Origin of the sequence: Hamadaea sp., from assembly GCF_013362815.1 — a bacterium.
GTDB lineage: Bacteria > Actinomycetota > Actinomycetes > Mycobacteriales > Micromonosporaceae > Hamadaea.
On record NZ_JABFVK010000069.1, the window covers coordinates 1 to 19,360 of the forward strand.

At 68.4% G+C, this 19,360-nt stretch carries 12 protein-coding genes; 3 read left to right on the plus strand and 9 right to left on the minus strand.

Annotation, left to right across the window (positions count from 1 at the left end):
* The coding region (locus HOV77_RS27750) for an extracellular solute-binding protein (protein WP_290866806.1) at positions 1-1,229 on the minus strand (1,229 nt) is incomplete at its 3' end.
* Between the two features lie 327 nt (positions 1,230-1,556).
* Here HOV77_RS27750 and HOV77_RS27755 point away from each other — a divergent pair.
* Positions 1,557-3,410 (plus strand): ricin-type beta-trefoil lectin domain protein, encoded by a 1,854-nt coding sequence (locus HOV77_RS27755; protein WP_290866809.1) that lies wholly within the window; start codon positions 1,557-1,559, stop codon positions 3,408-3,410.
* Positions 3,411-3,773: 363 nt separating this feature from the next.
* On the plus strand, positions 3,774-5,033 hold the full coding sequence (locus HOV77_RS27760; protein ID WP_290866812.1) for an ROK family transcriptional regulator: 1,260 nt from the start codon (positions 3,774-3,776) through the stop codon (positions 5,031-5,033).
* 129 nt (positions 5,034-5,162) lie between these two features.
* Here the strand turns inward: HOV77_RS27760 and HOV77_RS27765 are convergent, their stop codons facing one another.
* Positions 5,163-6,404, minus strand: coding sequence for a family 16 glycosylhydrolase (locus HOV77_RS27765; protein ID WP_290866815.1), 1,242 nt, complete (start codon positions 6,402-6,404; stop codon positions 5,163-5,165).
* A gap of 101 nt (positions 6,405-6,505) precedes the next feature.
* On the opposite strand from HOV77_RS27765, the gene HOV77_RS27770 reads away from it, so the two are divergent.
* Positions 6,506-7,513: a lactonase family protein gene (locus HOV77_RS27770; RefSeq protein WP_290866818.1), complete on the plus strand. Its 1,008-nt coding sequence runs from the start codon at positions 6,506-6,508 to the stop codon at positions 7,511-7,513.
* Positions 7,514-7,588: 75 nt separating this feature from the next.
* Here the strand turns inward: HOV77_RS27770 and thrS are convergent, their stop codons facing one another.
* The 7 genes from thrS to HOV77_RS27805 form a co-directional block, all read right to left on the minus strand.
* Positions 7,589-8,800, minus strand: coding sequence for a threonine--tRNA ligase (gene thrS, locus HOV77_RS27775; protein ID WP_290866821.1), 1,212 nt, complete (start codon positions 8,798-8,800; stop codon positions 7,589-7,591).
* Positions 8,801-8,971: 171 nt separating this feature from the next.
* Complete coding sequence (locus HOV77_RS27780) at positions 8,972-9,952, minus strand: TAXI family TRAP transporter solute-binding subunit (RefSeq protein ID WP_290866824.1); 981 nt, start codon at positions 9,950-9,952, stop codon at positions 8,972-8,974.
* Positions 9,949-10,356 carry a roadblock/LC7 domain-containing protein gene (locus tag HOV77_RS27785; protein WP_290866981.1) on the minus strand — a complete coding sequence of 136 codons (408 nt, stop codon included), beginning with the start codon at positions 10,354-10,356 and terminating at the stop codon, positions 9,949-9,951. The genes HOV77_RS27780 and HOV77_RS27785 overlap by 4 nt, the downstream gene beginning before the upstream one ends.
* A 76-nt stretch (positions 10,357-10,432) precedes the next feature.
* Positions 10,433-12,673 (minus strand): nitrate- and nitrite sensing domain-containing protein, encoded by a 2,241-nt coding sequence (locus HOV77_RS27790; RefSeq protein WP_290866827.1) that lies wholly within the window; start codon positions 12,671-12,673, stop codon positions 10,433-10,435.
* 181 nt (positions 12,674-12,854) lie between these two features.
* Positions 12,855-13,865: a sugar phosphate isomerase/epimerase family protein gene (locus tag HOV77_RS27795; RefSeq protein WP_290866830.1), complete on the minus strand. Its 1,011-nt coding sequence runs from the start codon at positions 13,863-13,865 to the stop codon at positions 12,855-12,857.
* Positions 13,866-13,973: 108 nt separating this feature from the next.
* Positions 13,974-16,046 carry a ThuA domain-containing protein gene (locus HOV77_RS27800; RefSeq protein ID WP_290866833.1) on the minus strand — a complete coding sequence of 691 codons (2,073 nt, stop codon included), beginning with the start codon at positions 16,044-16,046 and terminating at the stop codon, positions 13,974-13,976.
* Positions 16,043-19,249: a carbohydrate-binding protein gene (locus tag HOV77_RS27805; RefSeq protein WP_290866835.1), complete on the minus strand. Its 3,207-nt coding sequence runs from the start codon at positions 19,247-19,249 to the stop codon at positions 16,043-16,045. The genes HOV77_RS27800 and HOV77_RS27805 overlap by 4 nt, the downstream gene beginning before the upstream one ends.
* Positions 19,250-19,360: the final 111 nt, after the last annotated feature.

Below are 19,360 nucleotides of genomic sequence, written 5' to 3' on the forward strand. Positions count from 1 at the left end.
GCGTCGGGCGTCTGCTTGCCCTGCTCCACACGGGTCAGGCCGTTCTGGATGGCGGTGTTGATGTCACCGGCCTTCGGCCCGAGGTACTGCGCCTTCATCGTCGTGATCGACTCGGAGAAGATCTTGCCGACGGGCGCGTTGTTGAAGAACGGGTTCTTGAAGTCGGTGATGACCGGGTCCTGGTACAGGGTGACCGTCGACGGGAAGTTGCCCGCCTTGCGGAACACCTTGGCCTGCTGCTCCGGGCTGGTCAGCCACTTCGCGAGCTCGTACGCCTCCTTCTGGTGCTTGCCCTGCTTCGGCAGGGTCAGGAAGGAGCCGCCCCAGTTGCCGCCGCCGCCGGGGATCTTCGCGATGTCCCACTTGCCGGCCGCATCCTTGGCCTGCTCCTGGATGTACGCCATCATCCAGGACGGGCAGGCGATGGTCGCGAACCGTCCCTTCTGGAATCCGGCGTTCCAGTCGGCCGACCAGGCGGCGATCTTCGCCGACAGACCCGCGTTGATCGCCTCGACCGTCTTGTCGAACGCAGCGCGCACCGACGGGTTGGACTCGACGATCACGTTGTCCTGGTTGTCATAGAGGCCCTGGTCGAACTGGCCGAGCACCGAGCGGTACATGACGGTCGGGCCGTCCATGAAGGCGGAGTTGGGCACCTTCGCCGCGGCGTACTTCTTGCCGGCGGAGATGTAGCCGTCCCAGTCCTTCCACAGCGCCGAGACCTGGTCCCGGTCGGTCGGCAGGCCCGCCTTGGCGAACAGGTCGGTCCGGTAGCACATGGCCAGACCGCCGACGTCGGTGCCGAGGCCGATCTGTGCGCCGTTCTTGCCGACCGAGGTCTGCCACTTCCAGTCCGGCCACTGCGACTTGATCTCGCTCGCGCCCAGGTCGTTGAGGTTCACGAACTTGTCGGGGGTGGCCTTGAACTGGCCGATCCAGCCCTCTTCGATCGCCTCGATGTCGGCCGCGCCCTGTCCGGTGGCCAGGTGGGCCGCGAGGTTCTTGTGGTGGTCTTCGGCCTTGGTGACCCGCTCGGTGATCTCGATGTCCGGGTGCGCCTTCATGTACTCGGCGTAGAGGTCCTTGTACCCGAACTCGCCGAACGTCGCGACGACGAGCTTGACCTTGCCGCCGCCGCCCGAGTTACCGCCGTCGTCGCCACATGCGGCGACTCCGGCGAGCAGTGCCACCGACATCGCCGCGGCACCGATTTTGTGCAGGTTGCGCATCAACTCCACCCCTTCACGGGCGCGTTCAAGAGGAACTCTGCAAGGGAGACCCGGAGAGCTGGAGGAGCGAGTGAGAGCGCTCTCCGGGCTTATTTCGTGATGCGATTTAAGGCCCGATCGCTCGCGGTGTCAAGCGTTGACTTCTTCGAAACACCGTGTTTACAGTTCCGCTCACAGAAGGCTCCATCGATGGATGTCGGGCAGGGCATCGTGATGGAAGCCGGGTGACGGGCCCGTGAGCTGCGGGTTCCCTGCGAGGTGCGTCGTGCCTGCTGCGCGGGACGGCGAAGGCCGTCACCGCCGATTCCCCCGCAGAAAGGCACATCCATGTCTCGACGTACTCCCCGGTTGGCTGCGCTCGCGGCGCTGGCCCTCGTCGCCGGGTTACTCGGACCGGTCCCGGCTCAAGCCGCCGGCGAGACCGTGAACGTCTGGCTCACCACGACCTCCGACTCCGGCGGCCGCACGGTGACCCGGGGACTCCAGCAGCAGACGCCGGTGGCGTTCGCGGCGAGCAGCCCATCCGGCAACCAGACCGTCACCGTCAACGAGAACGTGACCTACCAGCAGTTCGAGGGCGCGGGCGCGTCGTTCACCGACACCGCGGCGTACCTGCTCGACGGGGGCGTCCTCAGCACCGCGACGCGCGACGAAGTGATGCGCAAGCTGTTCTCCCCCACCGACGGCATCGGGGTCAGCTTCCTGCGCAATCCGATGGGCGCCTCCGACCTCGCCCGCTACAACTACTCGTACGACGACACGTGCTGCGACCTCAACGACTTCTCGATCAACCACGATCTGGCCGACGTCGTGCCGCTGACCAAGCAGGCGCGGCAGCTCAACCCCAACGGCGTCAAGCTGATGATGGTCCCGTGGAGCGCACCGGCCTGGATGAAGGACAACAACAACTTCATCGACCAGGGCTGGCTGATGTCGCAGTACTACTCGATGTACGCGCAGTACTTCGTCAAGACGCTGCAGGCGTACGAGTCGCAGGGCATCCATGTCGACTACATCTCGGTGCAGAACGAGCCGACCTGTTGCGGCGCGGGCACCACGTACGCCTCGATGAACTGGAACGGCAGCGGCCTGCAGTACTTCATGAAGACGAACCTGTGGCCGGCCCTGCGGGCCGCCGGGCTGACGACGAAGACGCTGGTGCTGGACTACAACTGGGGCAACTACAACGACCTGGGCTCGGTGCCGCTCGCCGACTCCGCCGTACGCGGTGACTCGCTGTTCGGCGGCATCGCCTGGCACGGTTACGGCGGCGACGTCAACCTCCAGACGACGGTCCACAACCAGTATCCGGGCGTCAACGCGTACATGACCGAGCACTCGGGCGGCACCTGGATCGCCAATCAGCAGACCGAGGACATGCTCAACCTCATCGACTACACCCGGAACTGGGACCGGTCCTGGGTGAAGTGGAGCCTGGCGGTCGACCAGAACCACGGGCCGCACTCGGGCGGTTGCGGTACCTGCACCGGCCTGATCACCGTCCACAACGGAGACTCCCGCAGCGGGCAGGTCGACTACACGATCGAGTACTACACGATGGGCCACCTGACGAAATTCGTACGCCCGGGAGCCGTCCGGATCGACTCGACCGCGAATTCCTCGGTGCCCAACGTCGCCTGGAAGAACCCGGACGGCAGCAAGGCTCTCATCGCGTACAACAACACCGGGAGCACGCAGTCGCTCAAGGTCAATTGGGGCGGCCAGTCGTTCACCTACAGTCTGCCCACCAAGACGTCGGCCACCTTCACCTGGTCCGGTACGCAGTCCGGCGGCGGTTCCCGCGTCGGTCAGATCACCGGATACGGCGGCAAGTGCGTGGACGTGGCGGCGGCCAACTCGGCGAACGGCACCCAGGTGCAGCTGTACGCCTGCAACGGCACGAGCGCTCAGCAATGGACTGTGGGGACCGACGGCACCATCCGGGCGTTGGGCAAGTGTCTGGACGTCTCCGGCGGCGGGACCGCGAACGGCACCAAGGTCCAGATCTGGGACTGCAACGGCTCCGGCGCTCAGCAATGGACCTACACCGCAGCGAACGACCTGGTGAACCCGCAGGCCAACAAGTGCCTCGACGCCACCGGGCCGAGTTCGGCCGACGGCACCCCGCTGCAGATCTGGACGTGTGGCGGCACCGCCAACCAGAAGTGGACGCTCCCCTGACCCTCGGGTTGGCGGATCGCGCCCAGATGATCTGACGTCCTTGGCGGAGATCAACGGAGAAAATGTGGGGTCATGGCACCGCGAATCTTCCGCTGATCATGGCCCACGGTCATGTGATCATGACCAAAGGGGCGGCGACACGCCGCAAACGGGGACCATAGGTTCATGATCAACACGAAAGGGCGCCCGCTTCAACGGTCCGAAGGCAGCGGCCGATGAAGCGGGCGCCACACGTGCGAGGTCTCAGGGCGAGGTGACACCGAGACATCTACACGCCTCTACTTTGAGACTTATTTCATATCATAAAATCGAGGCCTGAGGCATGCTGAGACGTTGCTCGAACGCAGAGGTAGGTTGCGACAGATGGTGGCGAGACGGGCGACGGTGCGAGACATGCGCCGGTCGAACAGGGCAGTCCTGCTCTCGAAGATCTACCTGGACGGTCCGCTGAGCCGGCACGAGCTGACCCAGCTCACCTCGCTGTCACCGGCGAGCGTGAGCACGCTGGTCGCCGAGTTCATCGAGGAAGGCCTGGTCGAAGAGGCCGGCTCGGTCGAGTCCGACGGCGGCCGCCCGCGGGTGCTGCTTCGGGTCGCGCCCAGCTTCGGCCACGTCATCGGGGTGGACGTCGGCGAGACCCGGGTGACCGTGGAGCTCTTCGACATGTCGATGGCGGCACTGGCCAAGGCCGACTACCCGATCGAGCCCAACCAACTCGAACCCAAGGTCACGGTCGCGCACATCCTCGAGGGGATCACCGCCGTCTGTGCACAGGCCGGGGTCGATCAGTCCACAGTGCTCGGAGTCGGCGTCGCCTTTCCCGGGGTCGTCGACTCCGGCGAGGAGGGCCTCGTCCACGCTCAGCATCTCGGGTGGGCGGACGGCGTACCAATTGGAACTATGCTGCGCGCGGGCACGCAGATTCCCGTCCACATCGACAACGGCGCGAAGACCTTGGGCCAGGCGGAGATGTGGTTCGGCGCGGGGCGCGGCACCCAACACGCGGTGATCGCGCTGGTCGGGTCGGGTGTCGGTGCGGCAGTCGTGGCCGACGGCGCGAGCTACCGCGGTTCGCGCAGCAGCGCGGGCGAGTGGGGCCACACGACGCTGGTCTACGGCGGGCGTCGGTGCCGGTGCGGCGCGCTCGGCTGCCTGGAGGCGTATGTCGGGGCCGAGGGCATTCTGGACCGCTATCGCGACGCGAACGGGCGGAGCGCGCCCGGAATCGACGAGGAGTCCGCGATCGGCGCGCTGATCGCCGCCGCCGATTCGTCACCGACCGCAAGCGAGGTGCTCAACCAGACCGTCGGTTACCTGGGCGCAGGCATCGCGACGTTGATCAATCTGTTCAACCCCGAGCGGATCGTGCTCGGCGGCTGGGCCGGCACCGCGCTCGGCGGCCGCTGGCTGCCCGAGATCCGCGCGGCGGCCGCGAAACACGCCCTCAAGCTGCCCTTCGCCCAGACCACCATCACCCTGTGCGAGCTCGGCCCGGACGCCGTCGCGCTCGGGGCCGCGACGCTTCCGGTCGCCCGTCTGCTCGCCGACGGCGGCTTGCGGCCCGCTGCGGCTGCTCAAGCAGCACTGGTACGCGGTCCCCGCGTTCGCATCCCACCGCGTTGATCATGAACCCAAGGTCCCCGTTTGCGGCGTGTCGCCGCCCCCAACGCCGTGATCAACACCGTCTCCCGGGTTGATCACGATGGATGGGGCGGCGACACGCCGACCGGAGCGATCAACGCTGAGCGGGGGTCACGGGAGGGTCCACTTCTGGTTGGCGCCGCCGCCACAGGTCCAGATCTGCAGCGGAGTGCCGTCCGCCGAGCTGACCCCGGTGGCGTCGAGGCACTTGTTGGACTGTGGATTCACCAGGTCGTGCCCGGACGTGTAGGTCCATTTCTGCGCCCCGGTTCCATTGCAGTCCCAAAGCTGGACCTTGGTCCCGTCGGCGGTTCCGCCGCCGGAGACGTCCAGGCATTTGCCCAACGCCCGGATGGTCCCGTCGGTGCCGACGGTCCACTGCTGAGCGTTCGTGCCGTTGCACGTCCACAGCTGGATCTTCGTACCATTGGCCGTTCCCGCCGAGGCGACATCGACGCACTTGCCGCCGTACCCGGTGATCGGGCCGACGTGGGTGCCGCCCGAGGTCCACGAGTACGCCCGGACATAGTCGATCGTCATGGTCTGCGGGAAGACCGTCGAGGCGTTCGGCGAACCGGGCCAGTTGCCGCCGACTGCGACGTTCATGATCAGGAAGAACGGGTGGTCGAAGACCCACGGATTGCCGTTGGTCTCGGCCGACGTGTGCCGGGAGTACTGAATGCCGTCGACGTACCAGGTCACGGCCCCGGGTTCCCAATCGACGGCGAAGGTGTGGAAGCCGTCGGCGAAGGACTGCCCGCCGGGCAACGTGTACGCACCACCGAGACCGCAGCAGCCGGAGTACCCCGGGCCGTGGATCGTTCCGTGCACTGTGGACGGTTCGAAGCCGACGTTCTCCATGATGTCGATCTCGCCGCTGTTGGGCCAGCCGACGCTGCCGATGTTGTCGCCGAGCATCCAGAACGCGGGCCACAGTCCCTGCCCACGCGGGATCTTCATGCGCGCCTCGAAGCGCCCGTACGCCTGGGTGAACTTGCCCTGCGTCTTCAGGCGGGCCGAGGTGTACTGACAACTGCCGTACCAGCAGCTGTAGCCGGACGGGTTGCCCGCCCGGGCGGTGATCACGAGGTTGCCGTTGCCGTCGAGCGCGGCGTTGCTCGTGCTGGTCGTGTAGTACTCCAGCTCGTTGTTGCCCCAGCCGGAGCCGCCGACGTCGTACGCCCATCGGGCGGAGCTGGGCGCAGTGCCGGCCGCGCCGGTGAATTCGTCGGACCAGGTGAGCCCGCCGATCGCGGCCGCGGCCGGCGGCGCTGCCGGTGCGGCCGCCAGTCCGGCGGCGAGGGTGAGTGCGGCGCTCAGGGCCAGAGCACCGCGAAGGAGGATTCGGGACATAGAAAGAACGCTATTCTTTACTAAATATTGTTGTCAATAAAAGTACCGAACAAAGCAGCGACCCCACTCTGGCTCCGATGATCAACCGGTACGCTGACCGAATGCTGATCTACGTGGGCGCGTACACCTCGACCGGGGGCGGCATCCGCTGCTATGAGCAGGACCCATCGACCGGCGTGCTCACGGAGGCACACCCTCCCACGACCGCCGTCGATCCTTCCTTCCTCGCCTGGGACGCCGCGAGGGCGAACCTGTACGCGGTCAGCGAGTCGACCGGTGGCGTCGAGGCGTTCGCCCGCTCGGATCACGGCCTGCTCACCTCGCTCGGCCAGCAGTGGACCGGTGGCACCGACCCCTGTCATCTGGTGGTCGACCCGACCGGGCGGTTCCTCGTCACGGCGAACTACGGCACCGGCTCGGTCAGCGTCCACCCGATCGAAGCCGACGGCTCCCTCGGTGAGCGGCGCGACCTCGTCGAGCACGGCGGCTCGGGGCCCGATGCCGAACGGCAGGAGGGCCCGCACGCGCACATGATCGCGTACCGGCCGTCGGGGGGTTCGTTCTACGTCACCGATCTCGGCACCGATCAGATCCACGAGTACGCACTCAGCCCGGACGGCGCGATCCTCCCCGTCCGCACGATCCCGGCCGAGGCTGGAAGCGGCCCCCGCCACGTCGCCATCCATCCCACGACAGGCATCGTCTACGTCTCGGCCGAGCTGGACTCCAGCGTGCTGATCTATCGGCCGCAAGGCGATGGGCTCACCCTGACCGGCAAGATCGCCGCCACTGCCGAGCTGCCCGCCGAACGCAACTACCCGAGTCACATCGAATGCTCGGCGGACGGCCGGTTCGTCTACGTCGGCAATCGAGGCGCGGACTGCGTCACCGTCTTCGAGGTCACCCCGGACGGGCTCACCCCCGTCATCGACGTGCCTGCCGGCGGCCGTTGGCCTCGGCACTTCGCCGTCATCGGCGACTTCTTCTACGTCGCCAACCAGTACTCCGGCACCGTCACGGCGGGGCGCATCGACCCGGCTACCGGCGTACCGGACGACCTGGTCGTCGTGGCCGAGGTGGCGGAGGCTTCCTGCGTCCTCGCCGGCTAGTTTTCTGGGACCAGATCACGGATATCCATGCTACGAAGCTCCATGATCACATGGATATCCGTGATCTGGTGGTAATTACAGGAGTGCAACCGAGCGAGCGGCGACGACGGACCGAATGAGGTCCAGCGCCTCCCCCACCGGCTGAGGATCGAGCGACCGCCCGTCCCGCAGACGCAGCGCGACCGCACCCGCTGCCGCCTCCCGTGCCCCGATGACGGCGGCATACGGGATCTTCCGTTGGGCGGCTTCGCGTACGCGCAACGACAATGAGCCTTCCTCCAGCACCTCCACTCGGAGTCCGGCGATCGAAGCCTGCGAGTGCAGAGCCCAGGCGGCGTCGCGCTGGTCCGCTCCGATCGGTACGACGGCCAGCTGCACCGGGGCGTACCAGGCGGGAAAAGCGCCCTGATGCACCTCGATGAGGTGGGCGAACAGCCGCTCCAGGCTGCCGATGATGCTGCGGTGCACCATGACCGGCCGCTGCTTCACGCCTTCGCTGTCCACATAGGCCAGATCGAATCGCTCGGGCTGCGCGAAGTCCACCTGAATGGTCGCCAGCGACAACTCCCGGCCCTGCACGTCGCGGATCTGCAGGTCGATCTTCGGGCCGTAGAACGCCGCTTCCCCCGGTGCCTCGAAGAACGAGACGCCCTCCGCGATCAGCGCGTCGCGCAGCATCCCCTCCGCCTCGTCCCACACCGAGGGCTCGCCGAGGAACTTCTCACCCCGCAGGGACAGCCGATAGGAGTCCACGGCGAAGCCCAGTGCGGCGTGCGCCCGCTTGATCAAGGCGAGCATCGCGGCGACCTCCGCGCCCACCTGATCCACGCGGCAGAACACGTGCGCGTCGTTGAGCGAGATCGCGCGTACCCGGGACAGACCCGACAGGACGCCGGACCGTTCGGCTCGGTACTGCCCGCCCAACTCCGCGATGCGCAGCGGCAGCTCCCGATAGGACCGGCCGCGCGCGCCGAACACCATCGCATGGTGCGGGCACATGCTCGGCCTCAAGACGAGCGCCTCCTCCTCGGGCGAAGAGGCCATCGGCGGGAACATGTCGTCGGCGAACTTCGCGACATGCCCCGAGCGCACGTACATCTCGTGCTTGGCCATCGGCGGCGAGTAGACGTGCTGGTATCCGGCGAGGCGTTCCTCCTCGCGGATGTACTCCTCGACCGCGTGACGCGCGGCCGCGCCGGCCGGCAGCCAGATCGGCAGGCCCGCGCCCACCAGCGGGTCCGAGTGAAACAGCTCCAGCTCACGGCCCAGCTTGCGGTGATCGTTCATCGCTCTTCCTCCCTAGGGGTATGCCCAAGGCCGGTCCGAAGAGCGCGAAACGGCTCCGGGACTAGCCCGGAGCCGTTCGGTTGACTGAAATGTCAGCAGGTCAACAGAAGGTCGCCGGGAAACCCGGCGTCGTCGTGCTCTGCTGCTGCTGATGCATGGATCAACCGTACCTCACACGCCGTAGTAACCGCGAGCACCCGGATGCAACAGCACCGGATCGGTTTTCGCGGCGACCCCGCGATCGATGTTCTTCCCCTCGGGATGCACCGCGGCGAGCTCGTCCTGGTGCTCGAAGAGCAGCCTAGTCAGCTCGTACGCCACCTCGACCGGCATCGACGGGGATACCACCAACAGCGCAGGGACCGCCACGGTCGGCACGTCCGCCGCCAACCCGTACGCACTCTGCGGGATGCTCGCCGCGGTGTAGACCCCCGGGTACGCCTTCTCCAGCGCGGGGAGCACGGCGTCGGCCCGCAGGAAGGCGACCTGGCCGGGCAGCTTGGCGAACAGGGCGGTGATGCCGACCACCGGCAGACCGGCGGTGTAGAAGAACGCGTCGAGCTGCCGGGCGGCGAAGGCGCTGGTCATCTGACTGAGCGAGGCGGTGACCCGCCGCACGTCCTTGTCGGGGTCGAGACCCGCCGCCGTCAGCACCCGCAAAGCCATGATCTCGGTGCCCGAACCAGCCGGGCCGGTCGCCACCCGCTTGCCCTCGAGATCGGCGAGCGACCGGATCCCGGCGTCCGAACGCACCACGACATGCGTGTACGCCGTGAACAGCCGGGCCAGCGCGCGTACCTCCACCGGCGAACCGGCGAAGGAGCCCTTGCCCGCCACGGCGTCCCCGGCGACGTCGGCGAACGTGAAGCCCACGTCGATGTCGCCGCGGACCAGCCGTTGCAGGTTCTCCGAGGCGCCGTTGGTCGGCATGGCGACCGCCTCGAACCCGGTCAGGTGCCGGTTCACGACGTCGGCGTACCCGCTACCGAGCTGGTTGAAGACGCCGTTGGTCGGGCCGGTGCCCACGGTGAGCCGGCCGTGCTTCCAGAGCTGGAGCCGGGCGTCCAGTTGCGGCTGCGCACAGCCGGTCGCCGCGACCAGCGTCCCGACCAGGAGCGAGAGGAAGGCGGCGGCCGCCCGGCGTGCCCTCACAACTGGCCCGGCACCCGGGCGCCCGGCTCGAGCGCCACCGCGACTCGCTGCGCCAGCAGGGCGGTCTCGTAACCGGTCTGGCCGAGGTCGCAGCCGGGTGCGGCGAGCACGGCGAGGTGCGCCCGGTCCCCGACCGCCATGATCAGCAGTACGCCGCCGTCCATGTCCACGACCGTCTGGCGTACGCGGCCGGTGGTGAGCACGGTGGACGCGCCCATCGTGAGGCTGACCAGGCCGCTGGTGATGGCGGCGAGGCGGTCGGCCTCGTCGAGCGGCAGGCCCTCGGTGGCGGCGAGGGCGAGGCCGTCGACCGAGACCGCGAGGGCGTAAACGATGTCGGGCACGCGCCGCGCGAAGGCGGTCAGCAGCCAGTCGAGGCTGGCCGGGTCGGTGCCGGTGGTCATATCGAGGGACATGCTGTTCTCTTTCTTGACGGGTGTGCTCCAACCGGCGGCTCACACCACCGGCTCACACCGGCGCTCACACCGGTGGTGGGGCGTGCCGCTGGGCGGCGGCGAGGCCGGAGGCCAGGCTGGACAGGCGAGCCCGGGCCAGGTCGGGGTCGATCACGCCGGTCGCCGCCGCCGCGACGACCGTGGCGCGTCCCCGGACGATTCCGGCGGAACCATTGAGGCTCGGAGCCGGCGAACTAGGCGTGTCAGACGTATTGGGTGGGCCGGAATCGGGCCGTATGCGCGGCATCACGGCGTGGGCGGGCAACAGCATCCGGTTGGGCAGCTGGACGAGGGCCACCGTGCCGGCGGACGGAGCGCTGCGCAGCTCGACCTGTACGCGCAGCCGCTGCGCGAGGCGGGCGACGACGAGCAGCCCCATCCGGCTGACGAGCTCACCGGTCAGCACGACCGGGCGGCGCAGCTGCTCGTTCAGCTCGGCGAGCTGTTCCGGGCCGATGCCGATGCCGTGGTCGTAGACGGTGATGGTCAGCTCGTCGACAGTCCTATGTGTAGAGACCTGCACCTTGCTACCGGGCGGCGAGAAGACCACGGCGTTCTCGAGCAGCTCGGCCAGGAGGTGCACGAGGTCGCCGACCGCGGTCGCGTCGATCCAGATTTCGGCGATCGAGCTCGTGTCGATCCGGGAGTACTGCTCGATCTCCGCAGCAGCGGCCATCACGACGTCGGCCAGCGACTCGGGTTCCACGAACGCCCGGCCGGGTTCGGCTCCGGCCAGCACCAGCAGATTCTCTTCGTTGCGGCGCATCCGGGCGGCGAGATGGTCGAGCTGGAAGAGGCGGCCGAGCGTATCGGGATCGGTCTCCGCCTTCTCGAATTCGTCGAGCAACTGCAACTGCCGCTGAACGAGGGTCTGACCGCGCCGGGATAGCGCCACGAAGATCCGGGCCACGTCCATCCGCAACAGCGCCTGGTCGGCGGCGAGTCGCAGCGCCTGCCGGTGCAACCCCGACAACGCCGTGCTCAGCTCGCCGATCTCGTCCGAACCGGGAGCCAGCCACGCGGTGACGCGTTCCTGCGAGGCGTGTTCGACGTCGCGGACGGTTTGCGGGCTCGGCGCGAGGCTGACCTCGGCGATCGCCTCCGGCAGTTCGGTGCTGGTGACCTGGTGGGCGCCCGCACGCAGTTTCCGCAACCGGCGGCTGGTCTGGACGGCCAGGGCGACCGCGGCTCCCAGGCTCATCGCGACCAGACCGGCCGTGACACCGGTGATCGTGGTCGCCTCGTTGCGCGAGTCGGCCTCCAGCACGGCCGCGTCCTGCTCCAGCATCGAGATGACGTCGAGCTGGAAGAGGTAGACCTTCCGCATCGCGTTGGTCTGCGCGATGTACCAGGTGTCCGGGTCGACCTTCAGCGCTTCCGGCTGGCTCTCGTACCGCAGCGCGCCCTCGACCAGGCGGGCGGCCTGTTCCACATCCGGGCCCTGCACGGTGGTGGCGTACCGCTCGCGGGTGGTGGTCGAGGCGACGCTGCTCAGCTGGGCGATCCGGTCGGACTCCGAGCCGCGCAACTCCGCGAGTTCGGCCAGCTCGCCCGGCTGGAACCGGCCCCGGCCGAACACCTCACGCAGAAGACTGCGCTCCTCGGCGGCCCGATGCTCGGCCGCGCTCAGGGTGGCCACGATCCGGGCGTTCTCGGCCAGCGCCGGGGCCATCGGCTCGGCTGAAATTGTTTCCGCCACGGTGACCAGGGCGTGCGTGAGGTCGTCGTAGGCCGCCTCCGGCGTACCGTCGTCGGGGGAGCCGGAGTGGCTGGAGTCGAACAACGCCTGGTCATCGTCTTCGTTCTCGGGATGCATCGCGGCGTCCCGGACCAGCGGCAGCTTCGCGAGTTCACCGCGAGCCGCGGCGACGGCGGCGGCCATGTCCGGCGCGAGCTTCGCCACCGCCGCAGCCGCCTGGTCGTAGTTCTCGACCGCCGCGTCGGTACGCGCCTGCTGCGCCGTCAGCAGTTGCTGCCCGGTCTTTCCGCCGCGCAGCAACAGATCCGCGGTCTCGGCGATCTCCTGCTCGACCTGGTGGTTGAGCTTCACCGTCGCGGTCAGCCCCCAGGCCAGCGTCCGGGCCCGTTCGCCCTCCTGCGCCGTGGTCAGCGCCGATCCACTCTGGAGGACGCCCAGCACCGTCATGCCGATCGTGGCCACGCCGATGGGCAGCAGGAGGCGAATGCGGATCGACCGCAACGGGCTGCGGCGGCCGTGCTGGGCCGGCTCCCGCTCGAGCCGGGTGACGCCGCTGGTTGTACGCATTTCAGATGACGACCTCCCCCGGAGTGACCTCTTGAGACTCCGCTCACGCCGGGGGCTGCCGCATCCTCCGAAGGGTTTGCCGTTATGTCACATGGCATTCAAAAACTTGACACATCACGCCATTGAGACCCGTCAAACCGGAAATATCACGCGTCCAACCGAAGCGTCGCGCCCGGCCGGATCACGGCGAGTCCGAACTGAACGCCGCGTCGAAGGCCGCCGACGGCGCGTCGAACGCGAGCCGCCGGACGAAGCCGACCGCCTCGGCCGCCCCGACGAGCCGGTCCATTCCGGCGTCCTCCCACTCGACCGAGATGGGGCCGGCGTACCCGATCGTGTTGAGCGCCCGGAAGCAGTCCTCCCACGGCACGTCGCCGTGGCCGGTCGACACGAAGTCCCAGCCGCGCCGCAGATCCGCCCAGCCCAGATGGGACGACAACCGCCCGCGCCGGCCGTCGCCGACGCGTACCTTGGTGTCCTTGCAGTCCACGTGGTAGATGCGGTCGGCGAAGTCGAGGATGAAGTTCACCGGGTCGATGTCCTGCCACACCATGTGGGACGGATCCCAGTTCAGCCCGAAGGCCGGCCGGTGGCCGATCGCTTCCAGGGTCCGCTTCGTGGTCCAGTAGTCGTAGGCGATCTCGCTCGGATGCACCTCGTGCGCGAACCGTACGCCCACCTCGTCGAAGACGTCGAGGATCGGGTTCCACCGCTCGGCGAAGTCGGCGTACCCGTTGTCGATCATCGACGGCGGGACGGGAGGGAACATCGCGACCGTATGCCAGATGGCCGAGCCGGTGAATCCCACCACTGTGGACACGCCGAGCTTGGCCGCGGCCCGAGCGGTGTCCTTCATCTCCTCGGCCGCCCGGCGGCGTACGCCCTCCGCTTCGCCGTCGCCCCAGATGCGGGCGGGCAGGATCGCCTTGTGCCGTTCGTCGATCGGGTGGTCGCAGACCGCCTGGCCGACGAGGTGATTCGAGATCGTCCAGACGTTGAGGTTGTACTTGGCCAGCGTCTCGCGTTTGCGGGCGACGTACGAGTCGTCGGCCAGCGCCTTGTCGACCTCGAAATGGTCGCCCCAGCAGGCGATCTCCAACCCGTCGTAGCCCCATTCCGAGGCCAGCCGGCAGACCTCCTCGAACGGAAGGTCGGCCCACTGACCGGTGAAAAGTGTGATCGGCCTGGTCATCTCGATTCCCTCTCGTTGTCTCGGTGGTGCCGGGGTGCCCGTCGGCGTCGGCCACCCCGGCTCATCAACTCGCCGTCCGCACCGCCACGGCGGACGCCGAGCCGTCTCTCACGGCAGGTTCCACCGCTGGGCGGCCCCACCGCTACAGGTCCAGATCTGGGCCTGCGTGCCGTCGGCGGTCGCGCCACCCGCCGCGTCCAGGCATTTGCCCGACTGCGGGTTGCGCAGGCTGCCGTCGGTCTGGGGACTCCAGTTCTGCGCGCCGGTCCCGTTGCACGTCCACAGCTGCGCCTTGGTCCCGTCGGCGGTGCCGCCGCCCGAGACGTCCAGGCACTTGCCCAGCGCCCGCCAGGTCTGCCCCACCGGCGACCACAGCTGCGCGCCGGAACCGTTGCAGGTCCAGAGCTGGATCTTCGTGCCGTCCGCGGTGCCCGCGCCGTTCACGTCCAGGCATTTGCCACCCGGCCCGATGATCGCACCGCTGCCGAGTGCGCGAGCCAGCGTGAAGTCGTCCACATCGAACAGCCCGCTGCCGCTGCCGGTGAAGGTCAGATACAAGATCTGCACTCCATTGGGTACGCCGGAAAGCTGCGTGCTGACCTCGGCGAAGGTCGTCCACCCACCCGTGTTCGGGACGGCCACCGAGCCGAGCACCGTTCCGGTGGCCGAACCGGCGCGGATCTGAATCGTGCCGCCGGGACCCCCGGAGACCACCCGCGCCTTGAACCTGGTCACCCCGGTGAGGTCGAGTCCGGCGTACGCCGCCCAGTCGCCCGGGTCGACGTAGCCGAGCGTCTGCCCGTTGTGCGCTCCGCTCTTCGTGTACGCCGAGACTCCCGACGCGCTGCTGAACGCCTCGGCCTGAACCGTGCGGTCCACCCCGGCCGGTTTGATCCGGACGTTGCGGAAGGAGACGTCGTCGCCGGTGCCGTGGTTCTGCAACCCGATGTACCCGGCCAGCGACCGAGCCGGGTCGGTGTTGGTGAAGTCGTTGACCTTCACCCCGTTGAGGAACACCTGCAGCCGCTCACCGGCGACCGTGATCTCGAAGGTGTTCCAGCTCCCCGGCGGGTTCAGTGCGGCGTCCCGGGCGGCCACGTCGGCCGACTGGAATCCGTAGACCGCCCCGGTCGTGCGATCGGCGCTGTCGGTCGCGTCGATCTGGATCTCGTAGCCGTTGTTCACCGCCGACCAGGGGTCCGCCGACGCCGGGAAGCCGATGAACACCCCGGAGTTGCCGTCGCCGGCGAGCCGCCAGTCGAGCTTGAGCGAGTAGTCGGTGAACTGCTGCGCGGAGTACCAGAACAGGCCCATGCCGTCGTAGGAGCTCAGCGTCGCGTCGGAGTTCGTGAAGCCGCCCGGCCCGGCCTGCGACCAGCCGGTCGTGGAGCCGTTGTAGAGCGTGGTGTATCCGGTCTCCGGACGGCAGTCGGCGTTGACCCGGCGGGCGGCGTACCGGATGCCACCGAGCAGGAGCGCCCGGAACCCGGCCTCGGAGTACGCGGCCTGCGTATGCCCGCTGCCGGTGTAGAACGATCGTCCACTCCCGACGGTCTTGCACCAGGTGTGGGGATGGTCGCCGCCCATGCTCCCGCCGGTGTAGCTGGACTCGTCCAGGCTGGCCAGGACGTGCGCGGTCGAACGCGGGTTGGTCTGGTAGTTGTACCACTCGTCGGTGCGGACCCAGGTAGGGCTGAGCCCGGCGGTGGCCGCGTGGGCGCGATCCTCGACCTTGATCGTGGCCTGCTGGATCGCGGGGTGCGAGGCGAACCACGCGCCCACCAACTCGCCGTAGAACGGCCAGCCGTACTCGGTGTCTGCTGCGGCGTGCACGCCGACATACCCGCCCCCGCCCCGGATGTACGCCTCGAACGCCGTCTGCTGCGCGTCGTCGAGCACGTCGCCGGTCGTGTTGAGGAAGACCACTGCCTCGTACTGGGCCAGATTGCTCGCGGTGAATGCGGCGGCGTCCTCCGTCGCGGTCACGGTGAAGTTGTTCGCCGCACCCAGGTCGCGGATGGTCTGGATGCCGACCGCGATGGAGTCGTGCCGGAAGCCCGCCGTCTTGCTGAACACCAGCACGTCGTACGCCGTGTCAGCGGCACAGGCAGCGGTTTCGGCTCCGGCGACCATGGTCGACGCGAGCGCGACCGACCAGAGAACGTTCCTCAGGATTCTCATGGCAGCGTCCACTTCTGGTTGGCGCCGGCCCCGCAGTCGTAGATGGTCAACTGCGTGGCGTCGGCGGTCGAGCTTCCGGGGACGTCGAGGCACCGCCCCGACTGCGGGTTGCGCAGCGTTCCGTCGGCCTGAGCGACCCAGTTCTGTGCGCCGGTGCCGTTACAGGTCCACAGCTGCACCGCCGTGCCGTTGGCGGTGTTGCCACCGGACACGTCCAGGCACTTACCCAGCGATCGCCAGGTCTGACCGACCGGGGACCACCGTTGAGCGTTGGTCCCGTTGCAGGTGTAGAGCTGGACGTGGGTGCCGTCGGCGGTGTTCGCCCCGGCGACATCCATACACTTGCCCGCCAGCCCGACGACCGCGCCGGCTGCGCCACTGCCGAGCCGGTTGAGCGTGAAGTTGTCGACGTCGAAGAGCGCACCGCTACCCCCGGTGAAGACCAGGTACAACGGGCCGGTGGCCGACGCGGTGAGGGTCGTCGACACCGTCTGGAAGGTCTCCCAGCCGCCGGTGACGGGTACTGCAACCGAGCCCAGCTGCGTACCGGTCGGGGAGCCGGAGCGGATCTGGATCGTGCCGCCGGCCCCGTTCGACGAGATCCGAGCCGAGAAGCCCACTGCGCCGGCCGTGCTGATCCCGGCGTACGCCGCCCAGTCCCCGTTCTCGATGTAGCCGAGCGTCTTACCCCCGGTCGCCGGCGTATGCGTGGCGATCCCGACGCCCGACTGCGACGTGTAACTCTCACCTTCGGCCGCCGCCGCGTTGTTCGTCACGAACGTGAACGAGTCGAGGTCGAACAGCGCTCCGGTGCCACCGGCGAAGACCAGGTAGAGCCGTTGCGTACCGGACGGTGGGGTGGTGATCGCACCGCTGACCGTGGTGAACGAGTCCCAGGCCCCGGTCACCGGTACGCTCGCCTGCCCGATCAGTTGTCCCGTCGGGGAGCCGACCCGCAGTTGCAGGGTGCCGCCGACCCCCGCCGACGAGGTACGCGCGACGAACGACGAGGCGTTGCCAACGGCGTACGGGTCGAACGCGATCCAGTCTCCGTTGTTGATGTCACCGACGGTCTTGCCCCCTTCGGCGGCCGTCTTGCTGAACTGGTTGATCCCCGAGGCGGTCGTGTAGTGCTCGGCCTGCCGATGCCTCGGCTGCGCGATGTTCTGTGCGTGCGTGGTCAGGGCGGGCTGGCCGTTCGCGCCGTTGTCGGTGTACTCCGCGTCGAAGACCCCGAAGATGTTCGCGGCGTCGTCGTGCTCCCCGTCCACCGGTACGCTGATCGACCCGGAACAGCCGAGCTGCGACGTGATGGCGTGGCCGTGGTTGTCGTGGCCGAGCACGTAGGTCAGTTTCACCCGGCCGCAGTCGATCGCGCCGTCCTCCGGATCGCTGACCGTGACCTGATAGGGCACCGTGTCACCGAAGGAGAAGAGCGCGCCGTCGGCCGGCAGCAGCACGCGTACGCTCGGCGCAGTGTTGCCGACCGTGACGATGACACTGGAGGTCCCCGTGTTACCGGCCGGGTCGCGTACCGTCAATGTCGCACTGAATTGGCCGTTGCTCGAGTAGGTCTTGCTGGGGTTGGCCGCGGTCGACGTGGTTCCGTCGCCGAAGGCCCAGCTGTAGGTGAGCGCTCCGCCTTCCGGATCGGCCGACCCGGCGGCGGAGAACGCGACCGTGAGGGGCGCGAGCCCGGAGGTCTTGTCGGCCGAGGCCTTGGCGATCGGAGCCCGGTCGGCTCCGGCGATGTACTCGATCCGGTAGAGCGCCGAGTTGGCGTCGCCGTTGAAGTAACCGGTCCCGTAGTCCAGGACGTAGAGCGCGCCGTTCGGGCCGAAGGCCAGGTCCATCACCTGTTTGCCGGTCCATGGGAAGTCGGCGATCGCGCCGGGCGAGCCGTCGGTGTTGACGTCGATCGCCTTGATCCAGCCGCGGCCGAACTCGCCGGCGAAGAAGTGGCCGTCCAGCTCGGCGGGGAACTTGACCGCCGACGTCGAGGCCGCGTTGTACCGGTAGACCGGCCCGCCCATCGGCGACTCCGAACCGGTGCCGAACTCCGGTGGCGAACCGGCGTCGCCGCCGTAGCGGATCCAGGCCGGGCGGGCGGCGGGCAGCGTCGTGAGCCCGGTGTTGCGGAAGGAGTTGTTCGTCGGCCCGGTGGAGCACGCGTACTTCGGTCCCGTGGTGTCGGTGGCGAAATTCCACTCGTTGTAGGTCTCGGTCGTCGTGTTCGTGCCGGTGCAGTACGGCCAGCCGTAGTTGCCGGGCGACGTGATCCGGTTGAACTCCACTTGCCCGGCCGGGCCCCGGTTGGGATCGGTGCTCCCCGCGTCGGGGCCGTACTCGCCGAGGTAGACGGTGCCGGTCGCCTTGTCGACGCTCATCCGGAACGGGTTGCGGAAGCCCATCGCGTAGATCTCCGGGCGGGTCTTCGCCGTACCGGGGGCGAACAGGTTGCCGGTGGGGACCGTGTAAGTGCCGTCGTCGGCCACCTTGATCCGCAACAACTTGCCGCGAAGGTCATTGGTGTTCGCCGCCGTACGCTGCGCGTCGTACGCCGGATTCCGGTCGGTGCGCTCGTCGATCGGGGCGTACCCGGCGGAGGAGAACGGGTTGCTGTCGTCGCCGGTGGTCAGATAGAGGTTCCCGGTCGCGTCGAAGTCGATGTCGCCGCCGACGTGGCAGCAGATGCCCCGCTCGGCGGGGATCGACAGGACGACCTTCTCGCTGGCCAGGTTGAGCGTCCAGTCCGCGTTCAGGGTGAACCGGGACAGCCGGTTGACGCCCTGCCAGGCGGAGAAGTCGGTGCCGGTCGCCGGAGCGTCGCCCGCCGGAGTGGACAGCGGTGGTGCGTAATAGAGGAAGATCGCCCGGTTCGCCGCGAAGTTCGGGTCGACGCCGACGCCTTGCAGCCCTTCCTCGTCGTGGGAGTAGACGGGCAGCGTGCCGATCACGGTGGTCGTTCCGGCCGCGTCGGTCCGGCGCAGCTTGCCGTCGCGCGCCGTATGCAGAACCGACGTGTCGGGCAGCACCGCGAGCGACATCGGCTCGCCCATCTCGGCTACGCCGCGGGCCATCTCGACCTGCTGATAGTCGGCGGCATTGATAACGGTATGCGCCGCGGCGGGACTGGCGGCCAACGGCACGAGGAGGAGTCCAGCGGCGAGCACTAACGTCGCGGGGAGAGTGGAGCGGTTCATGTGGGTGCCTTCCTGACTCGGGGGAAGCCAGGCGCGCGCCGCCGCGCCGTTTACGGGGGTAGGGCCTGCGAGCGGCTGGACGCTCGCCGCTCGCAGGCGGGTCGGCAGCGC

Bases quoted from the DNA above. Each gene is read 5' to 3' on its own strand.
- HOV77_RS27755 (WP_290866809.1), top strand. From the start codon at position 1,557: ATGTCTCGACGTACTCCCCGGTTGGCTGCGCTCGCGGCGCTGGCCCTC.
- thrS (WP_290866821.1), bottom strand. From the start codon at position 8,800: ATGAACGATCACCGCAAGCTGGGCCGTGAGCTGGAGCTGTTTCACTCG.
- HOV77_RS27790 (WP_290866827.1), bottom strand. From the start codon at position 12,673: ATGCGTACAACCAGCGGCGTCACCCGGCTCGAGCGGGAGCCGGCCCAG.
- HOV77_RS27765 (WP_290866815.1), bottom strand. From the start codon at position 6,404: ATGTCCCGAATCCTCCTTCGCGGTGCTCTGGCCCTGAGCGCCGCACTC.
- HOV77_RS27800 (WP_290866833.1), bottom strand. From the start codon at position 16,046: ATGAGAATCCTGAGGAACGTTCTCTGGTCGGTCGCGCTCGCGTCGACC.
- HOV77_RS27770 (WP_290866818.1), top strand. From the start codon at position 6,506: ATGCTGATCTACGTGGGCGCGTACACCTCGACCGGGGGCGGCATCCGC.
- HOV77_RS27805 (WP_290866835.1), bottom strand. From the start codon at position 19,249: ATGAACCGCTCCACTCTCCCCGCGACGTTAGTGCTCGCCGCTGGACTC.
- HOV77_RS27785 (WP_290866981.1), bottom strand. From the start codon at position 10,356: ATGACCACCGGCACCGACCCGGCCAGCCTCGACTGGCTGCTGACCGCC.
- HOV77_RS27795 (WP_290866830.1), bottom strand. From the start codon at position 13,865: ATGACCAGGCCGATCACACTTTTCACCGGTCAGTGGGCCGACCTTCCG.
- HOV77_RS27760 (WP_290866812.1), top strand. From the start codon at position 3,774: ATGGTGGCGAGACGGGCGACGGTGCGAGACATGCGCCGGTCGAACAGG.